Genomic DNA, 15093 nt, shown 5'->3' on the forward strand with positions numbered 1-15093 from the left:
GACCAGGTGGTGTTCATGACCCTGTTCGACATGCCCCTCGACCGGCTGCGCGAGTACCGCAGCGCCTCGGTGGAGCCGGAGGACTTCGACGCGTTCTGGGCGAAGACGCTCGGGGCGTCGCGGGAGCACGCGCTGGACGCGCGGTTCGAGCGCGTGGCGACGGGGCTCACGACGGTGGAGACGTACGACGTGACGTTCTCCGGGTTCGACGGGCAGCCGGTCAAGGGGTGGTTCGTCGTCCCGGCCGGGGTGACCGAACCGGTGCCGGTCGTCGTCGAGTTCCTGGGGTACGGCGGCGGGCGCGGGCTCGCGCACGGCCATCTGCTGTGGGCCTCGGCGGGGTTCGCGCACTTCGTGATGGACACCCGCGGCCAGGGCAGCGGTTGGGCGCCGGGCGACACCGCGGACCCGGTGGGCAGCGGACCGGCGTTCCCGGGGTTCATGACGCGGGGCGTCGAGGACCCGGAGACGTACTACTACCGGCGGCTGTACACGGACGCGGTGCGCGCGGTGGAGGCGGCCCGTTCGCATCCGCTGGTGGACGCGGGGCGCACCGCGGTGACCGGGATCAGCCAGGGCGGCGGCATCACGATCGCCGTCTCGGGGCTGGTGCCGGACCTGGTGGCGGTGGCGCCGGACGTTCCGTTCCTGTGCGACTTCCCGCGCGCGACGACGGTGACGGACCGGAAGCCCTACCGGGAGATCGGCGACTACCTGAAGACGCACCGGGGCCGGGTGGCGCGGGTGCGGGAGACGCTGGCGTACTTCGACGGGGTGCACTTCGCGGCCCGGGCGACGGCGCCGGCGCTGTTCTCCACCGCGCTGGAGGACCAGACCTGCCCGCCGTCGACGGTGTTCGCGGCGTTCAACGCGTACGCGCACGAGGACAAGGCGATCGAGGTCTACGACTTCAACGACCACGAGGGCGGCGGCGCCTTCCAGCAGGCGGCGCAGCTGGGCTGGCTGCCGGAGCGGCTCCGCGCCGCCCGATAGCCCCACCCTTGGTCTGGACCTGTCAGCCGCAGGGCGTCAAGCTGGGTGCATGGACTTGGAGTTGCGGCACCTGAAGACGGTCAGGGCCATCGCCGAGGCCGGCAGCCTCACGCGCGCGGCCACCGCCCTCGGACTGGCGCAGCCCGCCCTCAGTGCCCAGCTCAAGCGGATCGAACGGGCCCTGGGCGGAGCCCTGTTCGTGCGCGGCCGGGACGGCGTGCGGGCCACCGCGCTGGGCGACCTGGTCCTGGAACGGGCCCGGGTGGTGCTGCCCGCCGTGTGCGAACTCCAGGAGGAGGCCGTCCGGTTCGCGCGGGACGGGGCCGCGGGACACCGCCTCGGCGGCACCCACGGGCCGCTGCTCGGCGGCCTCGTGGACCGGCTCGCGCGGACGGAGCCGGACGCGCGGGTCACCACGTACACCTCCTGGTCGGAGCGGGAGATCGCCTGCGGGGTGGTGGCCGGGCGGCTGGACTTCGCGCTCGTCGGCGTCTGCGGGGAGAGCTCCCCGCCGGAGGCGGGACGGCTCGCCTGGACGGAGGTCGCCCGCGATCCGGTGTACGCGATGCTGGCGACCGGTCATCCCCTGGCGTCCCGCCCCCGGGTCGCGCTCGCCGAACTCGCCTCCGAGGACTGGACGGACGTGCCCGGCGACGGCTGCTTCGGCGACTGCTTCGCCGCCGCCTGCGTGCGGGCCGGTTTCACCCCGGCCCGGGTGTACGAGACGGACACCGCCTCCTGCGTCCACCTGGTCCAGGTGGGCCGGGCGGTCGGCCTGTGCCGGGCCACCTTCCCCGCCACCCCCGGCCTCGTCACCCGCCCGCTGACCGGCTCCCCCCTGGTCTGGCGCCACCTCCTCGGCTGGCACCCCGAGGGCCGGGCCGCCGCCCGCGCCCCCGCCGTCCTCGCCCACGCCCGCGCCGCCCACGCGGAGGCCCTGGCCCGCAGCGCGGGCCACCCGGCGGACAGCGCCGACTGAACTCTCGTCAGGTGTCGCAGGGCCCCTGTCAGGTGTCGTAGAGACCGTCCCAGGGAGCGGAGAACCCCAGGCCGTCGGGGTAGAGCTCCGCCCAGTCCGGCTCCCCGCCGTCCTCGGCGTGCGCCTCCACGACCAGGCCGAACAGCGCGCCCTCGCACCGCACGGCGAAGGGAGCCACGGCGATCGACCCGTACCGCCGGCCGGGCAGGGCCTCCAGCCGGCCGTCGAGGAGCCGCCGCGCGGCCTCCACCGCCCGCCGCTCCCCCTCGGCCGTCGTACCGGTGGACACGATGCTCGACTCCAGGTGCCCGCCGGCCTCGTCGAACCGGTGGAGAACCGCGTACCAGCGCTTGTGCTCCCGCCAGTCGTCGCCCGCGTCCAGGCCCTCCGGGAAGGCGGCGGTGACCGAGGCGAGGAACTGGCCGCCGTCCCACCGGCCGATGGTCGACGTGCGGTAGTCGGGCTCGTACGCGATCGGGATGACCTCGGGAACGCTCATGGGCGCACCGTAGCCGCCGCCACCGACAGCGGGCCCCGGGGCCATAACGCCGGGGAAGGGGTCAGGTGGAGGCTCCCGCTCCCCCCGGGGGCCTTCCTACGGTTCTCCGCAGATCCCCCACCGAGAACCGAGGAGACTCCCCATGCTCCGACGACACGCCCGCGCGGCGTGTACCGCGCTGGCCGCCGCCGGGATGGTGCTGGCCGGGCTTCAGGCCGGGTCCGCGACCGCCGCGCAGCCCTCCCCCGGGACCGGCCCGGGCGCCCTGAGCGCCGCCCGGGCGCTCGGCGCCACCGAGGCGCGGCCCGAGCTGCTGGCCGCGATGGGCCGTGACCTGGGTCTGACCCGGGCGCAGGCCGAACGCCGGCTCGTCAACGAGGCCGAGGCGGGCGCCGCTGTCGCCCTGCTCCGCGACCGGCTCGGCGTCTCCTTCGCCGGGGCCTGGGTCGCCGGCGCCGAGTCCGGCTCGCTGACCGTGGCCACCACCCGCGCCTCCGACCTCGCCGCGATCCGGGCGGCCGGGGCCGAGGCGGCGCTCGTCCGCCACGGGCTGCCCGCGCTGGAGCGGGCGAAGGCGGCCCTGGACCGGGCGGCGACCGCCGACGCGCCCGTGCGGTACGTGGACGTCCGCGCGAACGCGCTGGTCGTCGAGGAGACCCGGGCCGGTGCCGGGAAGCGTCTGGTGGCGGCCACCGGCGTGCAGGCGGAGCTGGTGCGGGTCGTGCGGTCCGCCGAGGCGCCGCGCCCGCTGTACGACCTCCGGGGCGGCGACGCGTACTACATGGGCGGCGGCGGGCGCTGCTCGGTCGGCTTCCCGGTGACCCGGGGCACCACGCAGGGCTTCGCGACGGCCGGGCACTGCGGCCGCGCCGGGCAGACCACGAGCGGCTACAACCAGGTCGCGCAGGGCAGCTTCCAGGCGTCGATCTTCCCCGGGAACGACATGGCGTGGGTCGCGGCCAACTCCAGCTGGACGGCGACGCCGTACGTGAAGGGCGCGGGCGGGGCGAACGTCCAGGTGACGGGCTCCGTGCTGCAGCCGGTGGGCGCGTCCGTCTGCCGGTCGGGCTCCACCACCGGCTGGCACTGCGGCACCATCCAGCAGCACAACACGAGCGTCACCTACCCGGAGGGCACGATCAGCGGGGTGACCCGCACGACCGTGTGCGCCGAGCCGGGCGACTCCGGCGGCTCGTACATCTCCGGCAGCCAGGCCCAGGGCGTGACCTCGGGCGGCTCCGGCAACTGCTCCAGCGGCGGCACGACGTACTTCCAGCCGCTGAACCCGATCCTGTCGAACTACGGCCTGACCCTGAAGACGACCGGCACCGACCCGGGCCCCGGCCCCGGCCCCGGTGAGCCGGAGCCGGGCGGCACGTGGAAGGCGGGCACGGTGTACGCGGCCGGCGCCACGGTCACGTACGGCGGGTCCACCTACCGCTGCCTCCAGGGCCACCAGGCCCAGGCGGGCTGGGAGCCGCCGAACGTGCCGGCCCTCTGGCAGCGCGTCTGAGGCGCGCCGCCCGTCGCACGAGCGCCACCCGCCCCCGCCGGGCGGGTGGCGCTCCGGCGTCAGCTCGGGCGTCTGCGGGCGTGCAGGGCGTGGGCTCCCAGGGCGAGCGGGGCGCGGCCCACGAGTTCCAGTCCGCAGTCGGCCAGCAGAGCGGCGTACCGCTCCGCCGTGCGCTCCCGGCCCCCGGTGTTGCACAGCATGTGGAGGTCCCACGCGGTGGCGAGCGAGGGGGCGCCGTCGGTGGGCAGGAGCCGCTCGACGACGAGGAGGTCCGCGTCCGGGGTCATGGCGGCGGCGCAGTGCCGCAGGATGCTCCGGCAGCGGTCGTCGTCCCAGTCGTGCAGGACGCGGGAGAGCAGATAGACGCCGGCCCCGGGGGGTACGTCCGCGAAGTCGCCCGCCCGGAGCTCGCAGCGCCCGTCGAGGCCGGCGGCGGCCAGCCGGGGCCGCGCGGCGGCGAGGACGTGGGGGCGTTCGAGGAGGACCCCGCGCAGGGTGGGGTGGGCCGTCAGGACACGGCCGAGGAGCTCGCCGGTGCCGCCCGCGACGTCGACGACGGTACGGGCGCGTCCGGGTTCGGTGGCCGCGGCCGTGAGGACCGGGTGGCCGGGCAGCGCGTCGAAGAGGGGGGCGCTCGACACCATGGACCGGTCGAAGAGGTCGGCGAGTTCGGGGTCGCGGGCGAAGTGGTCGAAGTGGTTCTCGCCGTAGAGGTGGTCGAAGCCGGGCTCCCCGCTCCGGACGGCGTGGGCGAGGTGGGCGAAGGACTGGTAGAACGGGCCGCCGTACATCAGCGCGAGGGGACGCATGGAGTGGGCGGCCCGGGCGTCCAGGAGCGCGCCGGAGTCGGTGAGGCGGAAGCCGTCCGGGCCCTCGGAGACGACGCCCAGCATCGCGAGGTACCGCAGCAGGACCGCCAGGCCCTCCGGGTGGGCGCCGACGGTCCGGGCCAGCTCCGGGGCGGGCGTGCCGGTGTGGCGGTCCAGGGCCTCGGGGAGCCGGAGTTCGGCGCAGGCCGCGAGGGCCTGGGTGGTCCAGGCGCCGGTCAGCAGCCGCAGCAGCGTCTCGGCCGGCTCCGGGGTCCCGTCCAGGTGCTCGGCCAGCACCTCGCGGTGGTCGCCGCGCGCGTACAACTCCACGCGGCCGTAAGGGGTCTTGGTGGTGGAGGGGGCGGTGAAGTAGAAGACCGTGCCGTCCTCGTGCGGGTTGTAGCCGCCCCCGTCGGCCGTCGCGCCGTGCCGGGCGAAGCCGGCCAGCAGCCCGCGCAGCACCAGCGGGTCGGGGCGCTCGACGTCGAAGGCGAGGTGCGCCTCGCGGTCCCGCGCCCGCTCGGCGGCGGCGATCGCGGCCAGCGGGGATCCCGGCGGCACGGCCAGCGCGAACACCTCCACCGCCCGGTGCTCCCCGGCGGGGCCCCGGACCCCGGGGCGGAGAATCCTTACGTCAAGATCGGCGGGGCGGTGGGCGTACCGGGCGGCGAGGCGGTCGCGGACGACGACGCTGGGCTGCGCCCGCGCGTCGGGGGCGAGCCCGCAGGCGGCCAGCTCCGCCCGGAGGGCCGCCTCGTCGGAGGGGAAGACCAGCAGGGCGGCGTGGGCGAAGCGGCACCGGTCGGTGAGGGCCCGCAGCTCGGGACCGTCGAGGCCGGGCAGCACGTGCGCGAGCAGGAGGGAGGTCTCCTGCTCGCGGACGAACCGGGCCGCCGCGTCCAGTCGTTCCGCGTCGCCGGTGACGGTGACCGGCACGGTCGCCGTCGCCTCCCGGCCGGGCAGGAGGGGATGCGGGCGTGCGGGCATGGTGAGGCGTGGTTCGGAGTGCATTCCCTGTCCAGGGTGAAGGTGGGGTGGGGAGAGAATAAGTGAGGGTGCGTCAGATGCCGGTGTAGTTCTCGGCGAACCAGTGGCGCTGGGGCGCGGAGTCGCGCAGCGCGGCCATCCGGGCGGAGCGCAGTCGCTCCTGGAAGTGCGCGGTGCCCTCGGGGTCCGGGAGGCGGTGCAGCAGCCGGATCATCCAGTGGGAGAACTCCTGCGCGCGCCAGATGTGGGCCAGGCAGCGCTCGGAGTAGCGGTCGAGTCCCGAGGAGTCGCCCTGGGCGAGGGCGTCGGTCAGGGCGTCGGCCAGGATCTCGGCCTCCAGCACGGCGAGGTTCGCGCCCTTGGCGGCGGAGGGGCTGATCAGCGCGGCGGCGTCGCCGGCGAGGAACAGCGCGCCGTGACGCAGCGGTTCGATCACGTCGGAGGCGAGGGGGACGACGGAGCGCCGGATCACCCGGCCGCGCCGCAGGGGCCCGTAGTCGGGGGCGCGCATGCGCAGGTCGAGCTCGTCCCAGACGCGGTCCTCGCTCCAGTCGTCGGCCCGGGTTTCGCGCGGGCACTGGAGGTAGTAGCGGGTGATGTCGGCGGAGCGGGCCATGTGTCCGGCGAATCCGCGCGGGTGGGTGGCGTAGCCCACGGCGTCCAGGCTCGGTGGCGCCTCAGCGAGCAGTCCCAGCCAGGTGACGCCGTGGTCGCGGTGGTGGTGGCGCACCGAGCCGGGAGGGAGGGAACGCCGGCCGGCTCCGTGGCGGCCGTCGCAGGCGGCGACGTAGCGGGCCCGCCACCGGCCGGGGCGGCCGTCCCCGTCCCGTACGGTCACCGTGGGCGCGGGTCCGTCGGCGTCGGCGACGGCGACCGCCTCGGTGTCGAAGCGGATCCGCCCGCCGCCGTCGAGGTAGTGGTCGAGCAGGTCGGCGACCAACTCGTGCTGGGGGTAGACGGTATGGGGGTCGCCCGTGCCGAACTGCCGGTAGTCGATGCGGAAGCGGCCGTCCTCGGTGCGGAACTCGCAGACACCGTGCTCCCGGCCTCGGCGCCCCAATCCCTCGGCCAGGCCGTGGCGTTGAAGGATCCGCACGGTGTTCGGGGCGAGGAAGCCCGCGCGGGCCCGATGGGCGACGTCGTCGCGGCCGGCACGTTCCAGCACGACGCAGTCGACGCCCCGCCGGAGGAGGAGGTTGCCGAGCACGAGGCCGGCCGGGCCCGCTCCGATGATGACGACGTCGGCCGTGTCAGGCGCCGCCCGCCCTTGTTCACTCTCTGTCACAGCAGTGGATCTTAAGCACGGAAAAGCATACGGACGGCCCAAGATCACCCGTATGCACCCCTGGGAGAGAAAAGGATTCTCCGGACAGGGTTCCACTCCCTCGAATGCTCCGTTCCGAGCCGCCGGGCGTGCCGGGCCTCGGCCGGCGCGCCCGATCCCGGGAACCTCCCCGAGGGCGCTCCTCGCAGGGTGACCGCCGTGTCAGCGGGCCAGCACCGAGGCGGCGATCGCACCCCCGGTGACGCAGAGCACGCAGAAGGCGAGATGTGAGCGCGGCCAGTCGTAGCGCTCGCGCGTCACGCCCCGGCCGATCTCGTGGCTCCACAGGGTCAGGAGTCTGCGGGTCGGCCAGAGACCGACCGTCAGCCCCACGAGGCTGAGCGCGTAGAGGCGGACGTCCACGGCCGGCGCGACGACGGCCCCGCAGCCGACGATGGCGAACGGGTACACGATCCGGAACCGCCGGACCGGGATCCACGCCGCCATCGCGGAACAGTGGAGCGCGGTGATCACGGCGGCGGCCGACCACCATCCGCCGTCGGCGGTTCCGATCATCGGTGGGCCTCTCTCCTGGTTCCGCCGGGAGCGGCGGCCGGTGCGGCCCCCGCTCCCGGCGTACGGGACACGGTGTCAGGTCAGAACCAGGTGGACAGGGTTCCGACGATGGGCGAGACGAGGTCGTGGGCGAACTGGGTGACCTTCGTTGCCGCCTTGGTGCCGCCCAGCGCCCCGATCCACTTGGACTGTCCGAAGGTGACCAGTCCGAGGAGGGCGCTTCCGGCCGAGGCGGCGAACTCGCTGCTGGTGAAGCCGTACTCCATGCCGGTGAAGACCGCGCTCAGCGCGCCCGCGCCCAGGGACACGTAGCCGAGGACCACGGCTCCCACGGCCAACGGCGGGAACGCCAGGCTCGCGATGCCGAGACCGGCGGCGAGGAATCCGGTGCCGATGCTGACGTAGTTGGCCGTGTCGGCCCACCACTTGGCGTCCTCGTACCACTTCTCACCGCCGGCGTTGCTGCCGTTCGGGTTGACCTGGTCATGGGTGGAGCTGTCGGCCGGGTCGGTGGCGCTGTCCCGGTCGCGCTGGGCCTGGACGGCCGCGACCCGTGCGGCTTCCGCGATCTCGGCCTGCCGCTTCTGCGTCGCGATGCGCCGGGCGTCGGTCGCCGCGGAGGCCGCCGCCTGGGCGCTCTGTCCGGCGGCGAGCGCGGACTGGCGAGCGCTCGCGGCCGAAGCCTGCGCGCTGTAGGACGAGTCGAGTGCCCGACGGGCCGCGTCGACGGCCCGGTTCGCGGAGTAGTTCGCCGACCGTGCCGCGCCGCGGGCGGTCTGCGCGGCCGCACTGGCCGTCGCCGCGGATGCCTTGGCGTCCGCGGCGGACTTGTCGGCCGCGTCGGCGAACTGCTGCGCCTTCGCCGCGTGCGCGGCGGCGGTGTCCGCCGCGATCTGGGCCTTGTCCGCCCAGTCGGACGCTTCCTGGGCCGCGTTCCTGGCCTCTGCCGCCACCTTGGACGCCAGCGCGGCGTTCCGCTGCGCGTGGGCCGCGATCTTCGCGGCGGCCGCGATGGCGCCCCGGATCGCCGAGATGTGGGTCACCGAGTCCTGGTCCAGCTGCGCCGCCTTGTGCCGCTGCAGGTCGACGAAGTTCCTGCGCATCCAGGTCGGGCCCTCAAGGGCCACCTCGGCGTACGCCCTGGTGTACTGGCCGCCCGCGCTGAGCAGCGTCGCGGCGACCACGGCGTCGTCCTCCCGCACCGCCGCCGCGTAGCCGGTCTCGAAGAAGGCCTGGAGGGCCGTGGCGGTCTCCGCGTCGACGGCGGCCTCGGCGGCGGCCCTGACGGCCTGGCCGGGGTTGCTGCCGAGGATCCGGAAGATCTGGACGCGGTTGTCGGGCGCGGCGGCCTCGACCATCCCCGAGGTGAGGAAGGCGCGTGTCGCCTGGGTGTCGGCGCTCGCCAGGGCCTGGTGCGCCGCCGTGCCGATCGCGGGTGACGAGATCTGGGCGACGTAGAGGGCCGTCTCCCGGTCGTCCTGGCCCTGCGCGAGCACCCGGTCGGTGTCGATCCAGGCTCTGACGTCGGCCTCGGTGCCGCAGAGCGCGAACTGTGCGGCCTCCCGCGTCCAGGCTCCTCGTGCGCCGAGGAGGCCGACGGCGGCCTTGCGGCCCAGAGTGACGGCCAGCGTGAGGTCGCCGTCCGCGAGGGCCTGCTCGGCCTGGGTGATCAGGGTCTGGAGCGCCTGCTCGGTCTGCTCGGACTGTGTCCGCTTGCGGGCCAGTTCGGCCTGCTCCTTGGCCTCGATCTCGGCGAGCAGCCGGGCCTCCGCCATGCCCTGCTGCTTCTGTTCGTCGAGCCGGGCCGTCTCCGCGTTCCGCGCCGCCAGCTCGACCGCGATCGCCTGCTCGACCGCCGTGGTGGCCGCGTCGGCGGCCTTGACCGCCGCCGCGGCGTGGGCGGTGGACTTGTTCGCGAAGTCGATCGCCTGGCCGGCGTACTTCGCCGCCTCCTCCGCGGCGGACGCGGCGTTCTCCGCGTGGGTGGCGGCCGAATTGGCCGCGTCGCGCGCGGTCCGCGCGGCGGTGGCCGCGGTGTCGGCCAGCGCCTTGGAGGTGGAGGCGGCGTTGGTGGCCAGATTGGCGGCGCTGCTCGCGATCTGCGCCTGCCGCTTCGCCTCGGCGGCCTCCTTCTGCGCGACGCCGGAGGCCTGGGCCGCCTGGGCGGAGGCGTTCGCGGCGGCGGCCGCGTTGCGGGCGGCGGACGCCGCGGCGGAGCCGGCGCCGGCGGCCTTGGCCGAAGCGGTCGCGGCGTAGTCGGCGGCGGCGGCCGCCGACCGTGCCTGGGAAGCGGCGTTGCGCGCCGCGACGGCGGCGTTCTTCGCGGCCTCCGACTTGGCGGCGTCCTTCGAGGCGGCGATCGCCGAGCCGTAGGCCACCGAGGCGGCGTTCCCCGCCGTCGCGGCCGCCTGGGACGCGGCGGTGGCCGCCCAGGACGCGCGACGCGACGCGGTGACCGCCGCATGGGACGCCCTGATGGCGTTCCGGGCCGCGTCGGCCGCGCCGGAGGCGGCCTTGGCCGCCTTGGTGGCCGCGCCTCGGGCCTTGGCGACGTCCGCTCCCGCCGCCACGGCTTCCGCCGCGGCTTCCTCGGCGGCCGCCTTCGCCTTGTCGGCGGCGGTCACGGCCCGCTCGGAGGCCTCCACGGCCAGGTCGGTCTCGGCCTGCGCCCGCTTGCCCTCGCGCTGGACCACGGCGACGAGTTCCTCGATGGTCGCCGACTCCTGGTCGCGCGCACGCGCGATGTGCTGGCCCGTGTCCAGGAACCAGCGGACGTCCGACTCGCCACCGCTCAGCGCACGGTCGGCGTACTTCCGCACCTCCGGACCGGCGTTGAACATCAGGGTGGAGGCCTGGACGCGCATGTCCTCCAGGTTCGCCGTGAACCGTCCGGCGGAGAGGAACGCCTCCAGGGCGGTCTGCGTCCCGGCCTCCAGCGCCTTGGACGCCTCTCGCCTGACCGCCCGGCCGCCCGTGGACGACACGGTGGCCGTGGCGACGCGCAGGTCCTCCAGGAGCGCGGGCTTGAACCCCTCGGAGAGGAAGGCGTTGATGGCCGCGTCACCGTTGTCGATCGCGGCGGTCGCCTCGCGGCGCAGCCCCTTGCCGGCGTGGGCCAGGTACGTGAACAGCGCGACGTAGTTGTCCTGCTGGGTCGCCTTCGGCAAGGTCTGCAGGAGGAAGGTCTGGATGTCGGCGTCCGTGCCGTAGAGGGCGTCCGCGGCGGCGGCCTTGACCGCCCGGCCCCCGGTCATCCACGCCTTGACGACCTTGGCACGTTCGCTGTCGGGAAGGGTGAGCGGGTCACCGGGCACATCCTCGGCGGTGGCCGCGCGACTGACGGGCGCGAACGCCATGGGTGAGGCCGCGGCGGCGGCCACTGCGGCCGCCGCACCGACGAATCGCCGCCGGCTCAGAAAAGTGTTCTGCATCAAGGCACTACCCCCCAGACTATTTGGCCCGCAGTGCGAGCCGACGACACGGAACGCCGATTGCAACCGATCAGGCGGCATCAACCTACGTTCATCCGACCGCTATTTCAATGAATCTCCTTCCTTCCTCAAAACGAGAAGGGAGCTGTCCAGAACGGAGACCTACTAGGTTTCAGGTAGGGCGATTTACTCTCATAGAGATTGATCTACCGACACGCGATCCCATCCCATGTGGCATACGTCACAGCTTATTTGCGCCACTCGAACGCGAACCTGACGAACTATGCGTAGACAAAATGATCTTCAGTGGATTTCATGGGCGGGTCGTCGCAGGAAGTGGAATTCGAGCACGCCGAAACACATGCGGGAGAACCCGGGGGGGATATTTCGTGCTGCCTTCTGCCACTCAAATCCCTCCGGAATCCACAGGGAATCGAGGAACGAGACAGTCATGAAGTTCATTCGTCGTGCAATGATCGCGACCGCAACCGCGGGGGCAGTTCTCGGCCTGTTCGCAGCCGGTGCCGTGGGCAGCCCCGAAGCCGTCGGGTCGCCCCGCATGACGGCGGCGGCGGACGAGGCCCCGGGGCCCGCGGTCGAGGACTTCGCCTATCCCGACGCCGCCAGGATCCTGGCCGAGCAGGGCATCGTCCTGAAGCGGGGCGACGGGCACATCCTCCTCGCCACGTGCGGCGGCGAAGCCGGGCTCATCGAGGTGTGGGCCCGGGGCCGCGACAAGGTCTGCTTCAAGGTGACCGGTGCCGGCGGCTACCTGAGCCTGGACATCCCGGCCGTCTTCGCCATCAAGGGCAACGACTACACGACCACCGTCGACATGACCGTGGGCACCGAGCAGAAGTCCTTCGCCGTCACCCAGAACGCCTGGACCTCGGTCGGCGAGTCCGCCGACCCCGAGGCACGCGACCACGCCCTCGTGGAGATCACCGCCAAGCGGTAGCACCCCGAACGCCGTCGCGTCCGCCGTCGGCCGCGCGCCCCTCCGGCGCGCTGGACCACCCACCCCACCCGCCGAGGCACCCTCCCTCCCGGAGGCACCTCACCGCAAAGGACCGTTCACCATGACCAAGCGCTCGCGCGCCCTGTGGGCCACCAGCGCGGCGGTGGCCTTCACCGCCGTCCTCACCACCGCTTCCGCCCACGCCCTCGACGGCGCCGCCGCCACGAACGAGCTGGCCTACACCGCCAAGATCCAGGTCGGCGAGAAGACCGCCTGCACCGGTGCGCTCGTCGCTCCGCAGTGGGTCCTGTCGGCCAAGAGCTGCTTCGCCGACGCCACCGGCAACGTGCCCGCCCAGCCGCCGGCCCCCACCACCGTCACCGTCGGCCGCCCCGACCTCACCCAGACCACGACCGGTGGCGTCCGCACCGCGACCGCACTCGTCGCGCACCCCGACCGTGACCTGGTCATGGTCCGGCTGTCCACCCGCGTCAACAACGTCCAGCCCGTGGCCCTGGCCGCCACCCCCGCCGCCGGGAACGAGAGCCTCGACGCGGCCGGCTACGGCCGCACCAGGACCGAGTGGGTGCCCGACCTGCTGCACACCGCGTCGTTCACCGCCGCCGCCCCCGCCGCCACGGGTGACATCGACCTCACGGCCTCAGGTGACGCGGTGATGTGCAAGGGCGACGCCGGCGGTCCCGTCCTGCGCGGTACCGGCACCACCCGCGAGCTGGTGGCCATCGCGAGCCGGTCCTGGCAGGGCGGCTGCCTCGGCATGGACCCCGCCGAGACGCGGACCGGCGCCGTCGCCACGCGCGTGGACGACGTGCGCTCCTGGATCACGTCGACCGCGTTCCGTGCCCAGGGCGACATGACCGGGGACAAGATCTCCGACCTGACCGCCGTGTGGGACGACAGCACCCTGCACTCCTACCCGGGTCTCGGCACCGGTCAGCTGGGCAACCAGATGCCGCTCGTCGGCGGCACCACCTGGTCCACGATCAAGCACCTGACCAAGGGCGACTTCACCGGCGACGGCATCGCCGACCTGATGTCCATCTGGGGCGACGGCACGCTGCACTACTACCGCGGCAAGGGCGACGGCACGATCGACACCCAGCGCGTCGTCACCCTCGGCGGCGACACGTGGCTGCCGATCAGGAACATCGCCGCCGGCGACTTCAACAAGGACGGCGTCGACGACCTCATCACCATCTGGGGCGACGGCACCCTGCACCTCTACACCGGCAAGGGCGACGGCCAGCTCAACAACGGCATCACCGTCTCGCAGGGCGCTGCCACCTGGCTCACCGTCAAGCACACCGCCGCCGGTGACTTCAACAAGGACGGCGTCGCCGACCTCATGGCCATCTGGGGCGACGGCAGCCTGCACCTCTACACCGGCAAGGGCGACGGCCAGCTCAACGCCGGCACGACGATGATCGGCGGCACCACCTGGTCCACGATCAAGCACCTCACCGCCGGCGACTACAACAAGGACGGCGTCGCCGACCTGAAGGCCGTGTGGAACGACGGCACCCTCCGCTACTACAGCGGAAAGGGCGACGGCACCATCAACGGCCAGATCCAGGTCACCGTCGGCGGCACCACCTGGGGCTCGGTGCGACAGCTCGCCTGACCCCCCGACGACAGAAGCGGAGGCCCCGGGCGATGCCCGGGGCCTCCGGCGTGCCGCCCCGTACACCGGGCGAGCGCGCGGCGGCTCAGGAGGAGCGGCCCTCCAGGGCCGCCGCGTAGGCGTCGTCGGGGTCGAGGTGGCGCAGCTCCTCGGCGATCAGCTCCGCGGTCGTGCGGACCTTGAGCGCCATGACGCGGCTCGGCTGGCCGGGGATGGCGAGCCGGGCGACCGGGCCCTCGGGGCGGTCGATCCTGACCTCGCCCTGCGGGGTGCCCATCCGGACGGCGGTGACGACCGGGCCGTCGGAGACGATCCGCTCGACCGGGACGCCCAGCCGGATCTCGAACCAGCGGGCCAGCAGCTCCGCGCTCGGGTTGGCCTCCTCGGCCTCCACCGCCGCCGAGACGACGTCCGTGCCGGCCTGGTCGAGTGCGGCGGCCAGCATCGAGCGCCAGGGGGTGAGCCGGGTCCAGGCCAGGTCGGTGTCCCCGGGGGCGTACGAGGCGGCCCGGGCGGCCAGCGCGCCGAGCGGGTCCTCGACCGCGTAGGTGTCGGTGATCCGCCGCTGGGCCAGGGCGCCGAGCGGGTCCTTGGACGGGACGGCCGGGGCGTCCACAGGCCACCAGACGACCACGGGGGCGTCGGGCAGCAGCAGCGGCAGCACCACGGAGTCGGCGCGGGCGCCGAGTTCGCCGTGCAGGCGGAGCAGCACCGTCTCGCCCGAGCCCGCGTCGGTGCCGAGGCGGACCTCGGCGTCGAGCCGGGTCACGTTCCGCTCGCGCGGCGAGAGCGCCCGGCGGCGGATGACCACGAGGGTGCGCGAAGGGTGTTCCTTCGACGCCTCGTTGGCGGCTCGCACGGAGTCGTAGGCGTTCTCCTCGTCGGTGACGATCACGAGGGTGAGCACCACACCGACGGCGGGGGTGCCGACGGCCCTCCGGCCCTCCAGGATCGCCTTGTTGATCGCGCTGGAGTTGGTGTCCGTGAGATCGATCTTCATTGCCCGGCGCCCGTCCCTTCCTCTGCGGCGAGCCTAACGCCCCGCGCGGGGTTCAGTGGTCGTCCGGTTCGCCGGCGTCCGCCCCGGCGACGGCGCCGGCGTCCGCCCCGGCGTCGGCGGCGGCCGCGGCCCGGCCCTGGGCGCGGCGGCCGACCACGGCTGCGGCGGCGATCGCCGAGCCGAGGAAGGCGGTGGCGACCACCCAGGGGCGGTCGAGGACGTGGCAGGTGGCGTGGTCCAGGGAGTAGCGGCCGGCGCCGGTGATGCCGATGGCGGCGGCGGTGAAGCCCAGGAAGGCCGGGTACTCGTAGCCGCCGGCCTGCGCGAAGAAGCCGGCCGGGGCGTGCACGGACACGGCGCCCGCCATCGCTCCGGCGGCGGCCGCGACGGCGAGGTGGGCGGCCAGGCCGAGGGCGAGCAGGACGGCGACGACGGCCTCGCC

At 74.2% G+C, this 15093-nt stretch carries 12 protein-coding genes; 5 read left to right on the forward strand and 7 right to left on the reverse strand.

Translation table 11 applies throughout. From position 1 onward, the window contains the following. Nucleotides 1-15: 15 nt before the first annotated feature. Both IE321_RS07265 and IE321_RS07270 read left to right on the forward strand, forming a co-directional pair. Nucleotides 16-993 (forward strand): acetylxylan esterase, encoded by a 978-nt coding sequence (locus IE321_RS07265; protein ID WP_190222190.1) that lies wholly within the window; start codon nucleotides 16-18, stop codon nucleotides 991-993. A 49-nt stretch (nucleotides 994-1042) separates the two neighbouring features. Continuing rightward, on the forward strand, nucleotides 1043-1972 hold the full coding sequence (locus IE321_RS07270; protein WP_190222191.1) for a LysR family transcriptional regulator: 930 nt from the start codon (nucleotides 1043-1045) through the stop codon (nucleotides 1970-1972). Between the two features lie 28 nt (nucleotides 1973-2000). Here the strand turns inward: IE321_RS07270 and IE321_RS07275 are convergent, their stop codons facing one another. Beyond that, nucleotides 2001-2471: a hypothetical protein gene (locus tag IE321_RS07275; protein WP_190222192.1), complete on the reverse strand. Its 471-nt coding sequence runs from the start codon at nucleotides 2469-2471 to the stop codon at nucleotides 2001-2003. Nucleotides 2472-2613: 142 nt separating this feature from the next. Between IE321_RS07275 and IE321_RS07280 the strand changes: the two genes are divergently transcribed. Further along, nucleotides 2614-3984, forward strand: coding sequence for a carbohydrate-binding protein (locus IE321_RS07280; protein ID WP_190222193.1), 1371 nt, complete (start codon nucleotides 2614-2616; stop codon nucleotides 3982-3984). A 59-nt stretch (nucleotides 3985-4043) separates the two neighbouring features. Here the strand turns inward: IE321_RS07280 and IE321_RS07285 are convergent, their stop codons facing one another. From IE321_RS07285 to IE321_RS07300, 4 genes are all read right to left on the reverse strand, one after another. Beyond that, nucleotides 4044-5780: a methyltransferase gene (locus IE321_RS07285; RefSeq protein WP_190222194.1), complete on the reverse strand. Its 1737-nt coding sequence runs from the start codon at nucleotides 5778-5780 to the stop codon at nucleotides 4044-4046. Nucleotides 5781-5853: 73 nt separating this feature from the next. After that, nucleotides 5854-7065: a 4-hydroxybenzoate 3-monooxygenase gene (locus IE321_RS07290; RefSeq protein ID WP_190222195.1), complete on the reverse strand. Its 1212-nt coding sequence runs from the start codon at nucleotides 7063-7065 to the stop codon at nucleotides 5854-5856. A gap of 201 nt (nucleotides 7066-7266) precedes the next feature. Further along, a complete protein-coding gene (locus tag IE321_RS41850; RefSeq protein ID WP_226652713.1) occupies nucleotides 7267-7620 on the reverse strand; it encodes a hypothetical protein in 354 nt (117 codons plus the stop codon). 80 nt (nucleotides 7621-7700) lie between these two features. After that, nucleotides 7701-11051, reverse strand: coding sequence for an ALF repeat-containing protein (locus IE321_RS07300; RefSeq protein ID WP_190222196.1), 3351 nt, complete (start codon nucleotides 11049-11051; stop codon nucleotides 7701-7703). Between the two features lie 472 nt (nucleotides 11052-11523). Between IE321_RS07300 and IE321_RS07305 the strand changes: the two genes are divergently transcribed. Together IE321_RS07305 and IE321_RS07310 are read left to right on the forward strand one after the other, a co-directional pair. Continuing rightward, nucleotides 11524-12009, forward strand: coding sequence for a hypothetical protein (locus IE321_RS07305; protein WP_226652715.1), 486 nt, complete (start codon nucleotides 11524-11526; stop codon nucleotides 12007-12009). A gap of 121 nt (nucleotides 12010-12130) precedes the next feature. Then, nucleotides 12131-13651: an FG-GAP-like repeat-containing protein gene (locus IE321_RS07310; protein WP_190222197.1), complete on the forward strand. Its 1521-nt coding sequence runs from the start codon at nucleotides 12131-12133 to the stop codon at nucleotides 13649-13651. Nucleotides 13652-13736: 85 nt separating this feature from the next. On the opposite strand, the gene opcA is transcribed toward IE321_RS07310, so the two are convergent. Further along, a complete protein-coding gene (gene opcA / locus IE321_RS07315) occupies nucleotides 13737-14651 on the reverse strand; it encodes a glucose-6-phosphate dehydrogenase assembly protein OpcA (protein WP_043225565.1) in 915 nt (304 codons plus the stop codon). Nucleotides 14652-14703: 52 nt separating this feature from the next. Next, nucleotides 14704-15093, reverse strand: a 390-nt coding sequence (locus IE321_RS07320) for a DoxX family protein (protein ID WP_373316609.1), incomplete at its 5' end; no start/stop codon positions are given.

This window comes from Streptomyces hydrogenans (assembly GCF_014656075.1).
Taxonomy (GTDB): Bacteria; Actinomycetota; Actinomycetes; order Streptomycetales; family Streptomycetaceae; genus Streptomyces; species Streptomyces hydrogenans.